Annotated in this window: 17 protein-coding genes and 1 tRNA gene; 12 read left to right on the top strand and 6 right to left on the bottom strand. The window is 66.7% G+C overall.

Features of this window, described 5'->3' with window-relative positions:
- Positions 1-9 precede the first annotated feature (9 nt).
- On the top strand, positions 10-279 hold the full coding sequence (locus VH88_RS16505; RefSeq protein WP_231576646.1) for a hypothetical protein: 270 nt from the start codon (positions 10-12) through the stop codon (positions 277-279).
- 177 nt (positions 280-456) lie between these two features.
- A complete protein-coding gene (locus VH88_RS10210; protein ID WP_045811164.1) occupies positions 457-2,604 on the top strand; it encodes a sodium-translocating pyrophosphatase in 2,148 nt (715 codons plus the stop codon).
- A 79-nt stretch (positions 2,605-2,683) separates the two neighbouring features.
- Here the strand turns inward: VH88_RS10210 and VH88_RS10205 are convergent, their stop codons facing one another.
- Positions 2,684-3,163 carry an outer membrane protein assembly factor BamE gene (locus VH88_RS10205; RefSeq protein ID WP_045811163.1) on the bottom strand — a complete coding sequence of 160 codons (480 nt, stop codon included), beginning with the start codon at positions 3,161-3,163 and terminating at the stop codon, positions 2,684-2,686.
- A gap of 91 nt (positions 3,164-3,254) precedes the next feature.
- Between VH88_RS10205 and VH88_RS10200 the strand changes: the two genes are divergently transcribed.
- The 8 genes from VH88_RS10200 (at position 3,255) to VH88_RS10165 (ending at position 8,370) form a co-directional block, all read left to right on the top strand.
- Positions 3,255-3,779 carry a ubiquinol-cytochrome C chaperone family protein gene (locus tag VH88_RS10200; protein ID WP_045811162.1) on the top strand — a complete coding sequence of 175 codons (525 nt, stop codon included), beginning with the start codon at positions 3,255-3,257 and terminating at the stop codon, positions 3,777-3,779.
- A gap of 5 nt (positions 3,780-3,784) precedes the next feature.
- On the top strand, positions 3,785-4,303 hold the full coding sequence (locus VH88_RS10195; protein WP_045811161.1) for a DUF177 domain-containing protein: 519 nt from the start codon (positions 3,785-3,787) through the stop codon (positions 4,301-4,303).
- A gap of 139 nt (positions 4,304-4,442) precedes the next feature.
- Positions 4,443-5,486, top strand: coding sequence for a phosphate acyltransferase PlsX (plsX, locus tag VH88_RS10190; RefSeq protein ID WP_045811160.1), 1,044 nt, complete (start codon positions 4,443-4,445; stop codon positions 5,484-5,486).
- On the top strand, positions 5,483-6,460 hold the full coding sequence (locus VH88_RS10185) for a beta-ketoacyl-ACP synthase III (RefSeq protein WP_045811159.1): 978 nt from the start codon (positions 5,483-5,485) through the stop codon (positions 6,458-6,460). Before plsX ends, VH88_RS10185 begins: the two co-directional genes overlap by 4 nt.
- A gap of 77 nt (positions 6,461-6,537) precedes the next feature.
- On the top strand, positions 6,538-6,846 hold the full coding sequence (locus tag VH88_RS10180) for an integration host factor subunit alpha (RefSeq protein WP_026108237.1): 309 nt from the start codon (positions 6,538-6,540) through the stop codon (positions 6,844-6,846).
- 5 nt (positions 6,847-6,851) lie between these two features.
- A complete protein-coding gene (locus VH88_RS10175; protein ID WP_045811158.1) occupies positions 6,852-7,259 on the top strand; it encodes a MerR family transcriptional regulator in 408 nt (135 codons plus the stop codon).
- A 59-nt stretch (positions 7,260-7,318) separates the two neighbouring features.
- A tRNA-Pro gene (locus tag VH88_RS10170) sits at positions 7,319-7,395 on the top strand.
- A 327-nt stretch (positions 7,396-7,722) separates the two neighbouring features.
- Positions 7,723-8,370, top strand: a complete 648-nt coding sequence (locus VH88_RS10165; RefSeq protein WP_045811157.1) for a hypothetical protein — start codon at positions 7,723-7,725, stop codon at positions 8,368-8,370.
- Positions 8,371-8,554: 184 nt separating this feature from the next.
- Here the strand turns inward: VH88_RS10165 and VH88_RS10160 are convergent, their stop codons facing one another.
- From VH88_RS10160 to VH88_RS10145, 3 genes are all read right to left on the bottom strand, one after another.
- Positions 8,555-10,711: a nuclease-related domain-containing protein gene (locus VH88_RS10160; protein ID WP_052689551.1), complete on the bottom strand. Its 2,157-nt coding sequence runs from the start codon at positions 10,709-10,711 to the stop codon at positions 8,555-8,557.
- 114 nt (positions 10,712-10,825) lie between these two features.
- Entirely contained in the window at positions 10,826-14,080 is a 3,255-nt protein-coding gene (locus tag VH88_RS10150; RefSeq protein WP_045811154.1) for an error-prone DNA polymerase, read from the bottom strand.
- Between the two features lie 36 nt (positions 14,081-14,116).
- Positions 14,117-14,689, bottom strand: a complete 573-nt coding sequence (locus VH88_RS10145) for an alpha-ketoglutarate-dependent dioxygenase AlkB (RefSeq protein ID WP_045811153.1) — start codon at positions 14,687-14,689, stop codon at positions 14,117-14,119.
- Positions 14,690-14,946: 257 nt separating this feature from the next.
- On the opposite strand from VH88_RS10145, the gene VH88_RS10140 reads away from it, so the two are divergent.
- Both VH88_RS10140 and VH88_RS16030 read left to right on the top strand, forming a co-directional pair.
- Positions 14,947-15,198: a hypothetical protein gene (locus tag VH88_RS10140; protein ID WP_045811152.1), complete on the top strand. Its 252-nt coding sequence runs from the start codon at positions 14,947-14,949 to the stop codon at positions 15,196-15,198.
- A gap of 26 nt (positions 15,199-15,224) precedes the next feature.
- Complete coding sequence (locus VH88_RS16030) at positions 15,225-15,434, top strand: hypothetical protein (RefSeq protein ID WP_156146800.1); 210 nt, start codon at positions 15,225-15,227, stop codon at positions 15,432-15,434.
- Positions 15,435-15,439: 5 nt separating this feature from the next.
- Here VH88_RS16030 and VH88_RS10135 read toward each other — a convergent pair whose 3' ends face one another.
- Positions 15,440-16,960: a DNA polymerase Y family protein gene (locus VH88_RS10135; protein ID WP_045811151.1), complete on the bottom strand. Its 1,521-nt coding sequence runs from the start codon at positions 16,958-16,960 to the stop codon at positions 15,440-15,442.
- Positions 16,875-17,633: an ImuA family protein gene (locus tag VH88_RS10130; protein WP_045811150.1), complete on the bottom strand. Its 759-nt coding sequence runs from the start codon at positions 17,631-17,633 to the stop codon at positions 16,875-16,877. The genes VH88_RS10135 and VH88_RS10130 overlap by 86 nt, the downstream gene beginning before the upstream one ends.
- Positions 17,634-17,657: the final 24 nt, after the last annotated feature.

The following is a 17,657-nucleotide window of genomic DNA, read 5'->3' as shown; positions in this document are numbered from 1 at the left end:
CGGAACTACGTGTTCGTCGCCCTCAGGCTCGAACTGGGCGCCGGCAAGACCGTCGAGCAGATGAAGCCCAAGGAGGCCTTCTTCCGCGATGCCGTCGTCCGCGCGGCCCACAAGACGCCCTTTACCGTGCCCGGCGACTGGACACGGCTGGACGAGCGGGCCCTGTCCGCCTCGTTGGTGGCCGCGTCTGCGGCGATCTCCGGTCGTGGCTCCGTGCGGCGCGTCGAGGTGGTCAGCCAGTCGCCGCGTCGCCGAACCGGCATGCAAACCGCCCGCTGAATGGGCTGACCGACCGCTGTTGCGTCACTCCGCCTGCCATGACAGGCTCCCTTTGCAAATCCCAAAGAACGCACTGACGCGTTCGCCGCGTGCGGGGGGACCGGAAGGCGGACAGAGGCGATAACGCCCGACCGCGCCAAGGCCTGCGCGCCTGTTTGCAAGGGCATGGAAACGCCAATGACGAACTCACTTACGCTGGTCTTCGCGGCCGGTGTGCTGGCGGTGCTGTATGGCGCCGTGCAGACCGCCGTGCTGATGAAGGCGAGCACTGGCAACGACAAGATGCGAGAGATCGCCGCCGCGATCCAGGAAGGCGCCTCGGCCTATCTGAAGCGGCAATATCTGACCATCGGCATCGTCGGGATCGTGATCCTGATCGCCGCCTACTTCTTGATCGGCTCTTACGCCGCCATCGGCTTCCTGATCGGCGCCGTCCTGTCCGGTGCGGCCGGTTACGCCGGGATGCTGATCTCGGTGCGAGCCAATGTGCGCACGGCTCAGGCGGCGTCCGAAAGCCTGTCCAAGGGATTGAACCTGGCGTTCCGCTCGGGCGCCATCACGGGCATGTTCGTGGCAGGCGGCGCTCTGATTGGGGTGTCAGGCTACTACATCGTGCTGACACAGCATCTGGGCTTGGCCTCGACGGGCCGCGAAGTGATCGATGGGCTGGTGGCGCTGGGCTTCGGGGCCTCGCTGATCTCGATCTTCGCGCGCCTGGGCGGCGGCATCTTCACCAAGGGCGCCGACGTGGGCGGCGACATGGTGGGCAAGGTCGAAGCGGGTATTCCCGAGGACGATCCTCGCAACGCCGCGACCATCGCCGACAATGTCGGCGACAACGTCGGCGACTGCGCCGGCATGGCGGCCGACCTGTTCGAGACCTATGCCGTGACCACCGTCGCGACCATGGTGCTGGCCGCGATCTTCTTCAGGGGGCAGCCCTACGTGGATCTCATGATGGTGCTGCCGCTGGCGATCTGCGCGGTGTGCATCGTCACCTCCATCATCGGCAGCTTCTTTGTGCGGTTGGGTAAGTCCAACAACATCATGGGCGCCCTCTATCAGGGACTGATCGTCACCGGCGCTCTGTCCATCGGCGCGGTCTGGTGGGTTATCGACCAGATGGTGACGGGGCCGATCGTGACGGCCAGCGGTCTGGAGATCCAGCCGATGGCGCTGTTCTGGTCCGGCATGGTCGGTCTGGCGGTGACGGCGGCGATCGTGGTCGTGACCGAATACTACACCGGGTCAGGCTTCCGTCCGGTGCGATCGGTGGCCAACGCGTCGGTGTCCGGGCACGGCACCAATGTCATTCAGGGCCTGGCCGTCTCGCTGGAGGCGACGGCGCTTCCGGCGCTGACGATCATCGTCGGCATCGTGGCCAGCTTCCAGCTGGCCGGCCTGTTCGGCATCGCCATTGCCACCACGACCATGCTGGGCGTGGCGGGAATGATCGTGGCGCTGGACGCCTTCGGACCCGTGACCGACAACGCCGGCGGCATCGCCGAGATGGCAGGGCTACCCAGCGATGTGCGGCATTCGACGGATGCCCTGGACGCCGTGGGCAACACGACCAAGGCCGTGACCAAGGGCTATGCCATCGGTTCGGCGGGCCTCGGCGCGCTGGTGCTGTTCGCCGCCTACACGTCGGACCTGCAGTATTTCTCGGCCAACCCGACGGACTATCCCTTCTTCGCCGGGATGGGCGAGATCGCCTTCGATCTGACCAACCCCTACGTCGTCGTCGGCCTGCTGTTCGGGGGACTGCTGCCCTTCCTGTTCGGCGGCATGTCGATGATGGCGGTGGGACGGGCGGCCGAATCGGTCGTTGCGGAGGTTCGACGTCAGTTCCGCGAGAACCCCGGCATCATGACCTATCAAGTGAAGCCGGAATACGGCCGGGCCGTCGATATCCTGACCAAGGCGGCGATCCGCGAGATGATCGTGCCGTCGCTGTTGCCGGTGCTGTCGCCGATCGTCCTGTTCGTCGCGGTGCTGGGCATTTCGGACAAGGCGAACGCCTTTGCCGCTCTCGGCGCCATGCTGATGGGGGTGATCGTCACCGGCCTGTTCGTCGCCATTTCCATGACCTCGGGCGGCGGCGCCTGGGACAACGCCAAGAAGGTGATCGAGGAAGGCTTCACCGACAAGAACGGCGTCGTCCACGGCAAGGGTTCGGAAGCCCACAAGGCGGCCGTGACCGGCGATACGGTCGGCGATCCCTATAAGGATACGTCCGGTCCGGCGGTGAACCCGATGATCAAGATCACCAACATCGTCGCCTTGCTGCTGCTGGCGGTGCTGGCGAGCGGGACCATCGGCTAGGCTGAAACATACAGCCCTTACGACAACGCCCCGGAGAGCGATCTCCGGGGCGTCTTTGCTTTTGGGGCGATGAGCCGCCTTAGTCGGGGCGGCGCTGGCCGGGGGTGTCGTCCTCGGTGCGGGGCAGTTGGCCACGGCCGACGTTGCCCAGCAGTTGTTCCAGAACGGTCAGCTCGCGACCGCGCGTCGGCGTCTCGTTGCTGTTCATGGCGATCTGCTCGCCGTCCGTCAGGCCGAGAGTCCGCACCGACGCCACCTGATCGCCCTGCGGGACGAAGGTGATCTCGGTCACCGTGCGGGTCGAAACCTTGGGCAGGTTGTATGTATATTTCTCAGTCGTCTGGCTGATGTAATACCAGACCTGATCAGGCTCGAACGTCGAGGTGGTCGAAGGCGAACCCAGCTTGGCGAGGACGGTTTCCTTGGTGTCCGTGCCGGCGACCACGTCTTGCGGCTTGGCGTCGATGGCCTGGAAGCCGTTGGAGCCGATGGTCGGGGCGCAGGCGGCGGACAGGCCGGCCAGCGAAACAGCGACGAAAAGCGGGACGAAACGGGACATGGTCGGGCGCCTGCGAGAGAACAAGGTCTTTGACCTAGACGGACCTGCGTCCTAGTTCAACGGCGCGGCGGAAAAGGGGCTGTTGGAACCCATGCTGAAAAACCTGTTCAAACCCCGATCCGGCGTCCGTCTCGGCGACGATCTCTACGCCAAGGCCGTCAGCCAGGCCCGCAATCCGGCCTTCTACACGCGCCTGGCGGTCGACGACCGCATCGACGCGCGATTCGAACTCTACACGCTGCATGTGCTGTTGCTGGTGCTGCGGCTACGCGATGAAAACACGGCTCAGGGCCAAGATGCGGCTCAGGCGGTCTTCGACGTCTATGTCTCGGCGCTGGATCACGTCTTGCGGGAGGAAGGCGTGGGCGACGTCGCCGTCGGCAAGAAGATGCGTAAACTGGGAGAGGCCCTGTATGGCCGGATGAACGCCTATGAGCAGCCGCTGCGCGCCGGCGATGCGACGGTTCTGGCCGAGGCGATGGCGAAGAATGTCTACGCGGATCCGCAAGCGCCCCATGCGGACACATTGGCGCGTTATGCGCTGACGACACGCGCAGCCCTGGCGGCGCAGGATTTCAACAAGGTGCTGGCGACGCCAGCATGGGCGGAAGTTTGAAAGAGATGAGCGCGACGCTCCCCTACAGCGAAACGGTGCGGGTCAATCAGATCGGCGCGGGCCTGAGCCGCCGGCTTGAACCGGATGCGGAGACCCGCAAGCGAATCGCCCGTAGCCTGGATCTTCAGGGGCTGGATGATTTCGCCGTCGATCTGGAGATCAAGCCGACGCCGTCGACCAGCGAATGGACGATGAAGGGCAGGGTGACCGCGCATGCGGTGCAGACTTGCGGCCTGACCCTGGAACCCTTGCCGGTCGATGTGGATCGGCGTTTTTCCATTCAGCTTGTCGAAGCCAAGCCCGAGGAAACCGACGAGATCGAGGTCACGCTGGATGAAGACGACGCCGACGTGATCGAGGACGGCAAGATCGACCTGGGCCAGTATGCGGTCGAACAGTTGGTGCTCTCGCTTGATCCGTTCCCGCGCAAGCCGGGCGCGGAGTTCGTGCAACCTGAGGAGCCGACGGAGATTTCGCCGTTCGCGGCCCTGAAGGCGCTCAAGCCCAAAGACGACCAAGGCTGAGGTTGACGTAGGGGCCGGGTGGTTGCATCCCCCGGCTTCGGCGCTATCGTCCAGCGCATCCTGCCAAGCGTCGCGCGACAAGACGACGCGGCCATAAGAGGTCCATTTGCCAGCCCCAGTTACGATCTCGCTTGACGCCATGGGCGGCGATCACGGGCCCTCCGTCGTCGTTCCCGGCATCCGCAGCTATATCCGCACCCACGATGGCGAGGGGGTGCGCTTCCTGCTGCATGGCGACGAGGCCAAGATCGCGCCGGAGTTGGCGCGTTGCGGCCTGGCGGCGGACGTCTGCGAAATCCATCACACTGACAAGGTCGTGGCCATGGACGAAAAGCCGGCCCAGGCCATGCGGCGCGGCAAGGGCTCCAGCCTTTGGAACGCCATCGAGGCGGTGAAGACGGGCCAGGCGGCCGGCGTCGTCTCGGCCGGCAACACCGGCGCCCTGATGGCGATCTCGAAACTGATTCTGCGGATGTCTGCGCCCGGGCTTGAGCGTCCGGCCATCGTCGCCAGCTGGCCCACCTTCAAGGGCCACACGGCGGTTCTGGACGTCGGCGCCAACATCGGCAGCGATGCGGAGCAGCTGGTCGAGTTCGCCATCATGGGCGAAGCTTTCCAGTCGGCCGTGCGCGGCGTCGCGCGCCCGACTATCGGCCTGTTGAACGTCGGTTCGGAAGACATGAAGGGCAACGAACAGGTCAAGGAGGCGCACGCCATCCTGCGCGATGGGCCGTTCGACCTGAACTATCATGGCTTCGTCGAGGGCGACGATATCGCCAAGGGCACGGTGGACGTGGTGGTGACCGACGGCTTCACCGGCAACATCGCGCTAAAGACCGCCGAAGGCACGGCGCGCTATATTTCCGCCCTGTTGAAAGAGGCCCTGACCTCCAACCTGCAATCCAAGCTGGGCGCCGTCATCGCCATGCCGGCGTTGAAGAAGATGCGCCAGAAGATCGACCCCAGCGCCATCAACGGCGGCCCTCTGTTGGGCCTAAACGGCATTGTCGTGAAGAGCCACGGCGGCGCCGACGCCAAGGGCTTCGGCAACGCCATCCGCATCGCTGTCGATCTGGCCCGCAGCGACTATATGAGCAAGGTGGGGGACAACCTGGGCAAGCTGGACGCGGTGTTCGATCATGCCGCCAAGCCCGCCGCAGCCGTGGGAGAACCCCTCCAGTGACCGTCACCCGCAGCGCCGTGACCGGCGTCGGCTCCTATCTGCCGGAGGAGATCGTCACCAACGCCGACCTGGCCAAGTTCGTCGACACATCCGACGAATGGATTCAGGAGCGCACCGGCATCAAGCAACGTCATAAGGCGCGCGACGACCAGCCGACCAGCGATCTGGCGGTCGAGGCCGCCAGGAAGGCGCTCGCCGACGCGGGCAAGGCGGCGTCCGACGTCGATCTGATTATCGTGGCCACCACAACGCCCGACATGACCTTCCCGGCGGTCGCGTCGATCGTCCAGGCCAAGCTGGGCGCGGGCGTCGGCATCGCCTTTGATGTTCAGGCCGTCTGCTCCGGTTTCGTCTATGCGCTCAGCGTCGCCGACGGATTCGTGGCGCGCGGCCTGTCGAAATGCGCCCTCGTTATTGGGGCCGAAGAGATGACGCGGCTGATGGACTGGACCGACCGGACCACCTGCGTCCTGTTCGGCGACGGGGCCGGCGCCGTGGTGCTGGAACCGCGCGAAGGGCAGGGGACATCGGACGACCAGGGCATGCTGGGCTTCGCCTTACGGGCCGACGGGTCCAAGACCGACCTGCTCTATGTCGATGGCGGCCCCGCGACGACCGGCACCGTTGGCCACCTCCGCATGGCCGGAAACCAGGTCTTCCGTCATGCCGTCGTGAATATTGCCGAAGGCATAACCGCCGCCTGCGCCGCCGCAAACATCCAGATCGCGGACGTCGACTGGTTCGTGCCGCACCAGGCCAACCAGCGAATCATCAAGGGCGTCGGCGACCGGCTAGGTCTGGACGAGAACAAGGTGATCTCGACCGTCGCGACCCACGCCAACACCTCGGCCGCCTCGATCCCGCTGGCGCTGGACGCTGCGATCCAAGACGGGCGGATCAAGAAGGGCGATATGGTGCTGCTTGAGGCCATGGGCGGCGGCCTGACCTGGGGTGCCTGCGCGCTTCGGCTGTAATCGACATCGAGGCATTGATTTTTCGGGGGCTTTGCGCCCCTATGGATGCGAGCGGATCGCATGACAGCGGGGATACGATGGCAGGCCAACAGACCGTGACGCGCGCCGACTTGTGCGAAGCCGTGCATGAAGAGGTCGGCCTGTCGCGTCAGGAATGCTCCAGCCTGGTCGAGCGCACCCTGGAACTGATCGTCGAATCGCTTGAGCGCGGCGAGACGGTGAAACTGTCCGGCTTCGGCGTCTTTCAGGTGCGTGAGAAGCGCGCACGGATGGGCCGCAATCCCAAGACGGGCGAACCGGCGGCGATCAACCCGCGCCGGGTCATCAGCTTCCGCGCCTCACAGATCATGAAAAGCCGGGTTCACGACGCCGTCGTCGAGGCCTGATCGCGGTGGCCAAGAGCGCCGACGCCTTCCGAACCATTTCTGAAGCGGCCGAAGAGGTCGGCGCGCCGCAGCATGTCCTGAGGTTCTGGGAAACGAAGTTCGATTTCGTCACGCCTGTGAAACGGGCTGGCGGGCGTCGCTTCTATCGGCCCCAGGACATCGCGGTGCTGAAGGCGGTCAAACGCCTGCTGCACGACGATGGGCTGACGATTCGCGGCGTCCAGCGTCTGCACAAGGAACAGGGGCTGAAAAAGCTGATCGGGGCGGAGGCCGCTGCACTGATCGACGACGGCGATGTCACGTTCGCTACGGCGACTTCCGATGTCGCGCGGGCCGAAACCTCGAAATTGCATCAGGTTCTGGCCGATCTGGAGCAGGCCAAAGCGCGTCTGGACGCCGTTCTTTCACGGTAGGTGGAAAAGTCGTTTTAGCGTTTGCGGACAGCGGTCCCCCCGTCTATAGGGAGCGCCTTCGGAGCGTGGCGCAGCCTGGTAGCGCACTTGACTGGGGGTCAAGGGGTCGCAGGTTCGAATCCTGTCGCTCCGACCATCTAAATCATTGATTTGGAATGGTTTTGAGGGGGCTGCCTTGTGGCGGCCCCTTCGCAATTCCGATTTGGGGCACATATGGGGCACAGGCCTGATTCGGGGCTTCATCGCTGTGCGTGGCTGCGCAGCGTGTTTTCCATTCGAGACCGAACTGCTGATAAGGCCTCATTCCCGCGGATGAGGATCTAGCCACCGTCGCACACGAAAGAGAGCGGGCGGGCTGCGGCGCGAGCATCACCGGGCTGGGCGGGTCCCCAACCCCTGTGCGATTCTATGCGAAAGGTACGAACTGCCCCGAGATTGGGCGAATCGGCAGGAGCGGCGTGCGATGAAGGAGGTTGAGGAAGTCATTATCGAGGGCGAGGAGTTTTGCGTCGTACCGGAAGAGGCGTTTCAGTTTCTGCCTGAGGAATGGCGAGAGCATTTTCAATCCACCGCCGCGAACGGCCGGGCCGTCCTCAAGTCGGTAGACCCCGAGCTTTCCCGGCTCAGTCGGCTATCGAACTCGTTCGCCACCTTGGTGACTCTGAAGCATATCCGGGATCGGCTGGCTGCGTATCAGTTCTCGCCCGACCTAGAGTCGGTCCTGGAACTTGAGATGATGACGACGGCCTTCGCCGTGACCTACGCCCGGCTTTTCAACGGCGGCAGAGCCAGCGGCTTCTCACGTTCAGACTTGCCAGCCAAACTTCGATCCGCTCACGACGAAATTCTCGATCTGCGAAACAAGCGGTTCGCTCATAACGACGACCACCCGTCGATCGAGAACGCCATGCACATCGACTTCGATCAGGCCCGCTTCTCCGTACGGTTCGCGCTACAGCTGGGATTCTACGTTGGCGGTGCAAAGCCTTGGCACGAGCTTGTCGATTACCTCGACGAAGCCGTGGTCACCCGATTGGAAAAGCTGATGGCCCGCTTGAAGACAAGGACGGGTCACAACTGGGTCTTCGCGACTTCGCCCGAGACCGCATGAGCGAGGGTTTTCGGGATTCGGACTTTCGGATTGCGAAGACCATCTGATTGCACTGGACGCTCGTCGACACGACAGAAGCTTCCCCCCCGGCTGCGTCCGCCGCGGCCCCGCCGACGCCTACCATCAGGGCGTCTAAGCTAAGCAGAACGTCACCGGCAGCTGTGTGAGCCAACGGCGTCCGGTATCAAGCCGACGGCGGAATGCCGCCCTGTCGCAGCTTGCGGGACCGCCGGGCGGTCTGACGCAGCTCGCGCTCAAGCTTTCGCCGGGTGATCGCTCGCGCATCCCGCTCGGCCCGCGCGATGCTTGCCTGGAGCGCTCGTTCAAACCGTGGCGTCGCCGCTGATCGCGGGTTTCCCGCCACAACCTCGGTGGTTCGTGCGCCCCGGTGGTCGCAGAGGTAGAAATCGCCGGGCGTGATCTCCAGCGCCTCAGCCTTCAACGTGACCTGGCTGGGCGCCCGAAGGTGAGCGATGAAGTCATCGACCGTCGGGGTATCGCCCCGCCAAAGCCTCGTGGTTTCGTGGCGGCGGAGGAGCGCCTCGCCCTCTCCGACCCTGTGGCGGGTGGTGAAGCCGAGCGTTGGACCGCGGAAAAAGCGCGTGACGCCGGACCAGTCGGCGATCGCAACTTCGTGGTCTTCGGACGGGCGGGCGTAGGGGAAGGCGTAGAGAACGACGGGAATAATCGTCGATGTGCGGGGGTCGGGGCCGCCCGCCTTCAGGGCGAGCTCCGGGTGGGCCCTGAGGCCGTTAACCTGCCGCTGGATCTGGACGACATGGTCTTGCCGACCCCGCTCGAAATTATAAGCCGCGACCGGATCGCCGCCTGACAAGGCTTCGTTCTTGCACTCCAAGACGAAGAGGTGATCGCCCCAAGGGACCAAGACGTCGAGTTGATAGGGCTCGCCGGCGATCAGGGTCGTCTTGATCGTGAAGGCGGAAAAGCCGTGGCTCTTGAAGAAGGCCAGCACCTCGGCTTCGAACCAATCGCCCTTGTTCTCGAAGCGCTCTCCGAGGGCCGCCAGGTTGGAGAGGACCACACGCGCGATGACGGCCGTGGTGACAGCCGGCGTGAACAACAGGTTGCCGCCGTCGGCCATGCGCAACAGCGGGCAGTCGAAGATGTCGTCCGAATGATCGGACAACGTCGCGAAGGCGATGAACCGGGCCGCCGTCGACGTCTTCAGCCCTGCGGCGACGAGCGTCGCGTCCAGCTGGCCGGGCGGGAAAGGCGCGAGGCTGCGACCATAGGCGGTCGTCTCCCTCTCGATCGCGCGCTCGCCGAGCGCTTGCAGAACCGCATAGCCGCGGACCCATTCCCGCAGCGTCAGGCCCTGAAACTGCTGGTCCGCTTCGAAAGCCGGGGCGAACAGCAGCCCCGAGAACGCCTGCAAGGCGGCGGCCTCTCCCAGGGAGAACAGCTCGTCGGCCCCCAGTCCTGTCGGCCGATCCAGACCGCCATAATCGTAGTCGGCGAGTTTGAGCGCCACGTCGTCGGTCTGCCGTTGAAAGACATCCTTCTGGCGTTCGTTGGCGATGATGTCCCAAAGGTCATCGACCGGCCGACGATGCTCGCGGATGACCTCGAACGTCGGGGCGACGTCAGCAGGGAGATCTGGCGGACGGTGGACGATGAGTTCGCCACCCCAGAACCGGCGCCGTTCCTCGAGGCGGCGCCAGCGGCGAATGGCCGTCGCCAGCAAGCCGCTGGTCCCCGCCTTGAACCGCTCGTCTTCCGTTGTTTCCCCGAGCGGGGGAAGGACGACGGGACCGCGAGCGCGATCCTCGTCCAGACGCCCGACGAGGAGCTTCAGGCACAAGCCGAGGTTCGAGACGTGGAACTGCAGGCCGGCGTTGGCCTCGTAGACGACGCCGTCCTCGGTCATGACGTGCAGCGGCTGACCGGGGACGATCGACTCCGCCTTCGCCAGCGCGACGTCGACGTGCCGCCGGATGTCGTCGACCTCCAGCGCCGTCCGGTGAAGGACCGCGAGGATTTGGCGGTCGAGGGGCAGAGCCGAGACGGCGGCGGTCGCGAGACCGTGCGCGACGTCTCGGTAGCCCGCTTCCAGCTCCCGCATCAAATCGCCGACGGCGGCGATCCGATCCCCGGCCGCCGTCCCGAGGCGGGCGGCGACCGCCGCCGTCAGGGTATCGATGAAGGCGTTCCGTGCCCCTTCGCGCTCCGCATTGGCCATCCGGAACACCAAGCGACCGGCGCGTTGGAGAAGTCCCGCCATCTCCTCGACGTCGAGCGCCTCATCCGCCGGCCCTAGGGCGGCGATGGCAGCCGTGGGCGAGAGGCGATCGACGGCGCGGGCGAAGGCTTTGCGATCCATTGCGGGCTGGCGGCTCTGTTGACACGGACACGCTGACGCAGCCGGGCGGTAGCGCAGGGAGAAACGCGAGACCTTAGCGGATCTCGATCACGGTGTGCTCGAGTTCGTTGAGCTTTATCGGAAATCCCATGTCCTGACCCGGATGGCGTCGAGCGACAGATCGGGGATGTAAATGTCGCGGGCCTTGTGGCGTCGGTGCGATCCGCGCGGATCCGGCAGGCTGCCGTGATAGACCTCGTCACCGCGGCCGTGGGGTAGGGGAAAGGCCTCGCGATCGCCGACCGAGGCCAGCAGATCCGAGCCGTCATGGAGCCTGGTCGCCACGACATGGACCACCTCGCCCTCGCGCTGGACCTTGCCGTCGACGATCAGCAGGCTTGCGCTGAGCACGATCTGGCGCTGCTGCTCGTAGAGACTCGGCCAGATCACGAGGTTGGCGACGCCGGTTTCGTCCTCGATGGTGATGAACATCACCCCCTTGGCCGATCCGGGCTTCTGCCGGACGAGCACCAGACCGGCGACGCGCGTCAGGCGTCGATCGCGCATCGCGGAGGCGTCGGCGCACGTCATGACGTGGCGGGACCGAAGGGTGTCCCGCAGGAAGGTCATCGGATGGTCCCGCAGGGTGAGCCCGACATGGCTGTAGTCCTCGACCACCTCCTGGCCGGCCGGCATGGCGGGGAGCATCGACTGCGGTTCGGAGACCTCCGACGTGGTCGCGCCGTCTTCCTGGGTGACCGCGAAGAGCGGCAGAGGGTCGTCGCGAAGCGCTTTGATGGCCCACAGCGCCTCGCGTCGTTGCAGGCCGAGACCCGGCAGGAACGCATCCGCCTCGGCGAGGCGGGTCAGGGCTCCGACCGGCGTCGAAGACCGTCGCCATACGTCCTCCATACAGGTGAACGCCCCGGTCTGCCGGTGACCGAGAAGACGACCGGCATCGGCGTTCGCCAGTCCGCGCACCATGCGCAGGCCGAGACGGACGGCGAACCGGTCCTCCCGGTCGGTCGGCTCCAGGGTGCAGTCCCATCGGCTGGCGTTGACGCAGACCGGCCGGATATCGATTCCGTGCTCACATGCGTCCCGCACGATCTGGGCCGGGGCGTAGAAGCCCATCGGCTGGGCATTCAGAAGCGCTGCGCAGAAGACATCGGGATGGTGGCATTTGAGCCAGGAGGAGGCGTAGGCGATCAGGGCGAAGGAGGCCGCGTGGCTCTCGGGAAAGCCGTAGGACCCGAAGCCCTCCAGTTGGCTGAAGGTCTTTTCGGCGAACTCCGCGGTGTAGCCGCGCTCGACCATGCCGGAGACGAGCTTGTTCTTGAAATGGCTGACGCCGCCGGTGAACTTGAAGGTGGCCATGGCGCGGCGGAGCTGGTCGGCTTCGGAGGCCGTGAACCCGGCGCATTCGATGGCGACGCGCATGGCCTGTTCCTGGAACAGCGGCACCCCCAAGGTTTTGCCGAGCACCTTTTCCAGTTCGGGCTTGGGATAGACGATCGGCTCCCGGCCTTCCCGCCGGCGCAGATAGGGGTGCACCATGTCGCCCTGGATCGGGCCGGGCCGGACGATGGCGACCTCGATGACCAGATCGTAGAAGGTGCGCGGCTTGATGCGGGGCAGCATGGCCATCTGCGCCCGGCTTTCGATCTGGAACACCCCCAAAGTGTCCGCCTTGCGGATCATGGCGTAGGTCTTGGGATCCTCCGCCGGGATGGAGGCCAGGTCCAGATCGATCCCCTTGTGTTCGGACAGCAGGTCCAGACCGCGCCGCATGCAACTGAGCATGCCGAGCGCCAGGACATCGACCTTCATGAACTTCAGGGCGTCGATGTCGTCCTTGTCCCATTCGATCACCTGGCGATCCTTCATCGCCGCAGGCTCGATGGGGACGAGATCGTCGAGCCGGTCCTGGGTCAGGACGAAGCCGCCGGGGTGCTGGCTGAGATGGCGCGGGAAGCCGATCAGCTGGCGCGACAGGTCTAGGGCGAGCCGCAGACGGCGGTCCTGAAGGTTGAGGTTCAGTTCCTCGACGTGTCGGTCCTCGACGCCCTCGCTGGAGTAGCTCCAGACCTGGGACGACAGGGACTTGAGCAGGTCCTCGGACAAACCCAGGGCCTTACCGACATCCCGCAGGGCCCCGCGCGAGCGGTAGCGGATGACGGTCGCGCACAGGGCGGCGCGGCTGCGGCCGTAGGTGTCATAGACCCACTGGATGACCTCCTCGCGCCGTTCGTGCTCGAAATCGACATCGATGTCCGGTGGCTCCTTGCGCTCCTGGCTGACGAAGCGCTCGAACAGAAGGTCGTTACGGCCGGGGTCGATCGAGGTGATGCCGAGGACGTAACAGACCGCCGAGTTGGCGGCCGAGCCCCGGCCCTGACAGAGGATGCTCCGGCTGCGAGCGAAGCGGACGATGGCGTTGACCGTCAGAAAATAGGGGGCATAGCCGAGGCTCTCGATCAGTCCGAGTTCGTGATCGAGCGTCGCGCGCACCGCGTCCGGAAGGCCTTCCGGGTAGCGCTCGGCGGCGCCGGCCCAGGTCAGCCGCGTCAACTCCTGCTGCGGGGTCGCGCCCGGCGTGGCCTCCTCGGGATACTGATAGGCCAGTTCGTCCAGATTGAATCGGCAGCGGTCGGCGATCTCCAGAGTCCGCGCCAGCGCTTCGGGGTGACGGGCGAAGAGGCGGTGCATCTCTTCGACCCGCTTCAGATGCCGGTCGGCGGACCGCTCGCGGCGGAAGCCGACATCGTCGATGCTGCATCCGTTGCGGATGCAGGTGACGACGTCCTGCAGGATACGCCGATCCGGATGATGGAAGAGGACGTCGTTGGTGACCACGGGGCGGACGCCGGCGGCCGCAGCCATCTCGCAGAGAACGTGCAGCCGCAGCTGATCGCGCGGCCGCCGACGCAGGGTCAGCGCGACGAAGGCGTCGCGGCCAAAGAGTTGGGCCAGCCGATCCAGACGACGCGCGCACGCAGCATCGGCCCGATCGGGGGCCAGGACGGCGATCAGGCCTTCGCTCCAGAGGGCGAGGTCGTCCCAGGACAGATCGCAGCCGCCCTTGCCGGCGCGGCTCTTGCCGAGCGTCAGCACACGGCAGAGCCGGGCATAGGCCGCCCGATCGGTTGGATAGACGAGAAGCTCGGCGCCGTCGGTCAGGACCAAGCGACAGCCGACGATGAGCCTCACGCCCGTGACCTTGGCCGCCTCGTGAGCGCGGACGATCCCCGCCACGCTGTTGCGATCGGTGACCGCCAAGGCCTCGACGCCGCAGACCGCCGCCTGGCTGAAGAGTTCCTCGCAGGAGCTCGCCCCCCTCAGGAAGGAGAAATGGGAAGCGCATTCCAGCTCGACATATCGCGCAGACATGTTCGCGCTTTGTTCTTTCTGGCGGCGTTCGTCAACTCAGGTCTCGCGCAAGGTGCGGAAGGTCACCGAATATCGCAGCGCGGCCATGGGGGCGATACTGTGCTCCCAGTCCCAACGCGCCGACCCGTCCAGCAGATAGGCGGACCCCGATGGCAGGTCGAGCGCCCGCCGCTCCCAACCCGACGCGGTCCGGCGGCGGAACCGTATCCGCGCCGGTGCGCCGAAGGAGATCCCGATGATCTGGCCGTACTGCGGTCGGTCCCGATGCCAGCCGATGCCGGCGCCCGGCTGATATTCGGTGACCAGCGCCTGGGCGAGGGCGTCCCGCTTGAGGCCGGCGAAGCCGGCGGCGCGGTCCGCCAGCGGATGGAGAAACGGCGGGATGGGCTCGGCGGCCTCGAGACGCCCGCGCGTGAAGTCATAGAGGGAGCCGTAGGAGACGACGCGACGGGCGCCCTGCCAGCCATGAAATTCAAAGGGTGCGAACGGCAGTTCGGCGAAGACGGCGACCAGTGCAGACTGCTCGTCGGCGTCGATCAGGGCCGGATCGAGCCGGAGGCCTGCCGGCTCCTGCGCCGGCGCGCCGAACAGATCGGTCTGAGACGTCATCCGGCGTTAACGCGTGGGCGCCGCGAACGGTGGCCGGGGCTGTGCGGACGGTCGTGCCTTCGATCGAAGCGCGGCTCATTCCGCCGCTTCCGCGATCGCGGTCCTCGCACGATAATCAGCTAATCAGGCCACGCAGCGACGCGGTCCGCGTCCGAGTCGCCACCGGGCTTGGCCAACAGCGAATGGGCCGGCTCGTCGCGACGACGTGGCTGACCGCCGATCTTCAACGCCGCGCCGCTTCATGGCAGAATAGGCCTATGGGGACGCGCAAGACCTTGGTGCGGTCGGAAGCCGGCGTAACGCTCGAACGGATCGAGCGCCTGAGCGCGCGCGGTGCCGCGCACCTCAGCGGCTTCGAGCTGTCCAGCCGGCGGTTCGTTCAGGCGCAGCGGATCGCCGAGGAGCGCCAGGCGCTCGACGCGTTCGACCTCGAGGTCATCGCCGTCCTGTCGGATCCTGAACTGCAGCGCGATGATCCTTTACGAAAGGAACCTCGCGCGGAGCGCTGAGGTTCACGGGACAAAGGAGAATCCTCATGAGCCCCGCTCCAGACCCGCGTTCCCGTCCTGCCTCCCGCCCCGACGACGTGGAGCGCAATTCGGACGCCGACCGGTCCCCCGGCGTCGAGGGTCCTGACGCCGTCGGACCCGGTGAGAGCGACCAGAGATCCCAGGACGATGTCGAACACGACGTCGAGCGCGAGGGCGCCGTGGGCGGGGAGGGGCGCGGCGACGCCCAACCCTGACGGTCCTAGCCGAACTGGCCGTGGATGAACCAGGCCTGGGATCCTGTTGCGGCGTCTTCGCCGTCGCCGGCCCGGAACAGCCAGAACCGCTCGCCCGCCTCGTCCTCGACCTGGAAATAGTCCCTGACCGCCCACATCTCGGCATCGCGGCGGCCCCATTCGCCGAAGATCCGTTCCGGGCCGTCGGCCCGGCGAATACGGCGCCGGACCCCGCGCCAGGTGAAGTGGGTCGGCGGGTTGTCGGGGAGGAGCGCGAGGGTTTCGATCGGCTCCGGTCGGCGGAACAGCCTGGCAGGGCGGGGCCAGTCCGGCGACCAGGCCTTACCGGTGGGCGCGGCCAACGGCGCGAGCTTGCGCATCGACCGCTCGGGAACATCGCTCTCGACGGGCGCCAGGCGATAGAGCCGCTCGGCGCCGATCCGGTTCGAGAGCGTATCGATCAGCCCGGAGACATCGGGCATCGCCGGCTCGCCGAGGCGGCCTGCGGCCGGACGCCAATCCAGCGGTTCGGCCGCGCTGGCCGCGAGCGTCATGCGCTCGATGCCGAACCCGGGCTCGATGGTCTCGATCCGGTCGGTCAACAGGCGCGTCAGGCGACGCGTATCCCGTACCGGCCCGGCCAGCCCGACGCGGACCGCTTCGATCCGGTTGTCGACGCGGTGGCAGAGCCAGTCGAGGCGGCGGACGCCAAGACCGCGCGCTTCCAGAAGGCCGCACAGGGCGGCGGCAAGAACGCCCGCATAGCGGGCCAGCGTCTCGGGGGCGCCGATCGGTTCGGCGAAGACCTGTTCGACGCGTGGTGTCTCCGGCGCCTCGACAGGGATCAGAGGCTCGGCCGCCCGCCCGTAGGCCTGATCCAACCGTCGCCCCAGTTCCGCGCCGAACCGTAGCTGCAGCGGCGCGCGGGGCCGGTGGGCGAGGTCGCCGATCCGCTCGAAGCCCATTCGGCGCAGGGCGGCGGGCAGTTCCGCCGCGAGGCGCAAGGCCTCGAGCGGGAGCGGGGCCAGGGCCGCGTCGATCGCGAACTCGCCGACGACGTCCAGGTCGCGGCGGAAGCGGGCGACCGCATGGGCGGCTCCATAGGTCGGAGCCACGGCTGCGCGGGCGCGGACGCCGACCCGCTCGAGGCGCGCCGTCAGATCGCCCAGAAGCGCCGTTTCGCCGCCCTTGAGATGCGCGGCCCCGGTGATGTCGATGGCCAGCCCGTCAGGCGGATCAGCCTGGCAGACGGGCGCGTAGCGGCGCATCGCCCATACGGCGAGACGATCCAGCGCGTCGGCGTCTCCGCGCGGATCGGCGTCTCTCACGTCCAGATCAGGGATCAGGACCTGCGCCTGGGTCGTCGCCATGCCCACGCGCGCGCCGCCGGCGGCGGCGGCGGCGCTGCAGGCGGTCACGACGCGCCTGCGGCCCACCCGGCCGGTGAGCACGAGAGGCCGATCAGGCGGCGGCGCGTCCGCGCCGAGCCGTCGGCGAAGCCGATCGACGGGCCAGTTCGGCAGGAAGAGCGAGACGACCCGTCTCATCGCAAGCGTCCAGAATGAAGTCCGCCGCGTCGGCGCCGCGGCAGCGCATGAGTTCGATCCGCCATCGCGCTCGCCCGATGCCTGGAACCGGCAAGGGCGCCGACGGCTCGGCGCTGACGCGCCAGCGGGTCGCGGCCGCGGTCGGTTGACCGAAGTCTGCAGCCTCGGCCGCGCGACGCCATCGGCGGACCGCCAGACCGATCACACCCGAGGCTTCGGTGGCGAGTTGAAGCCGGCGCGAGGCGGTCATGCTGAGGCGGGACGTCTCGCACACGACACCGGCGAGACCGCGATGACGCAAGCCTTCCTCGAAACAGGCCATCAACGCCTTCTCGTCTCCGGCCTCGACATAGATGACCCGATCCGGCTCCAGTCCGGCCTGGCTGAGCGCGGGGGCGAACAGGTCCGGTCGCGTGATGCACCAGAGCACGGGACCGGGGAGGCGGGCGACCACCCCGGCAGCGAACAGCGCGGCCGCCGCGCCGCCGACGGCGTCGTCACCACCCCCGGCCACCTCGTGGAGCGCGCCCAGCGTCAGCCCCCCGCCCGGCAGGGCGGCATCCACCGGCTCCACGCCGAATGGCAACACACCGACCGGTCTTCGGTCGGCCTGCTCCAGGGCAAGGACCTGAGCACGCAGATCTTCAAGTTTGGCCGAGCGGGCGGCCGGCATCGACGAACTCCTCTTCGTCACGAT

The sequence above is a fragment of the Brevundimonas sp. KM4 genome, assembly GCF_000964075.1.
GTDB lineage: Bacteria > Pseudomonadota > Alphaproteobacteria > Caulobacterales > Caulobacteraceae > Brevundimonas > Brevundimonas huaxiensis.
The sequence above is the reverse complement of the archived record's forward strand: the minus strand, read 5'-3'. Positions and strand labels throughout refer to the sequence as shown.

Coding starts and splice junctions, on each gene's coding strand:
- VH88_RS10210 (WP_045811164.1), top strand. CDS start 457: ATGACGAACTCACTTACGCTGGTCTTCGCGGCCGGTGTGCTGGCGGTG.
- VH88_RS10205 (WP_045811163.1), bottom strand. CDS start 3,163: ATGTCCCGTTTCGTCCCGCTTTTCGTCGCTGTTTCGCTGGCCGGCCTG.
- VH88_RS10200 (WP_045811162.1), top strand. CDS start 3,255: ATGCTGAAAAACCTGTTCAAACCCCGATCCGGCGTCCGTCTCGGCGAC.
- VH88_RS10195 (WP_045811161.1), top strand. CDS start 3,785: ATGAGCGCGACGCTCCCCTACAGCGAAACGGTGCGGGTCAATCAGATC.
- plsX (WP_045811160.1), top strand. CDS start 4,443: ATGGGCGGCGATCACGGGCCCTCCGTCGTCGTTCCCGGCATCCGCAGC.
- VH88_RS10180 (WP_026108237.1), top strand. CDS start 6,538: ATGGCAGGCCAACAGACCGTGACGCGCGCCGACTTGTGCGAAGCCGTG.
- VH88_RS10165 (WP_045811157.1), top strand. CDS start 7,723: ATGAAGGAGGTTGAGGAAGTCATTATCGAGGGCGAGGAGTTTTGCGTC.
- VH88_RS10160 (WP_052689551.1), bottom strand. CDS start 10,711: ATGGATCGCAAAGCCTTCGCCCGCGCCGTCGATCGCCTCTCGCCCACG.
- VH88_RS10150 (WP_045811154.1), bottom strand. CDS start 14,080: ATGTCTGCGCGATATGTCGAGCTGGAATGCGCTTCCCATTTCTCCTTC.
- VH88_RS10145 (WP_045811153.1), bottom strand. CDS start 14,689: ATGACGTCTCAGACCGATCTGTTCGGCGCGCCGGCGCAGGAGCCGGCA.
- VH88_RS10140 (WP_045811152.1), top strand. CDS start 14,947: ATGGGGACGCGCAAGACCTTGGTGCGGTCGGAAGCCGGCGTAACGCTC.
- VH88_RS16030 (WP_156146800.1), top strand. CDS start 15,225: ATGAGCCCCGCTCCAGACCCGCGTTCCCGTCCTGCCTCCCGCCCCGAC.
- VH88_RS10135 (WP_045811151.1), bottom strand. CDS start 16,960: ATGAGACGGGTCGTCTCGCTCTTCCTGCCGAACTGGCCCGTCGATCGG.
- VH88_RS10130 (WP_045811150.1), bottom strand. CDS start 17,633: ATGCCGGCCGCCCGCTCGGCCAAACTTGAAGATCTGCGTGCTCAGGTC.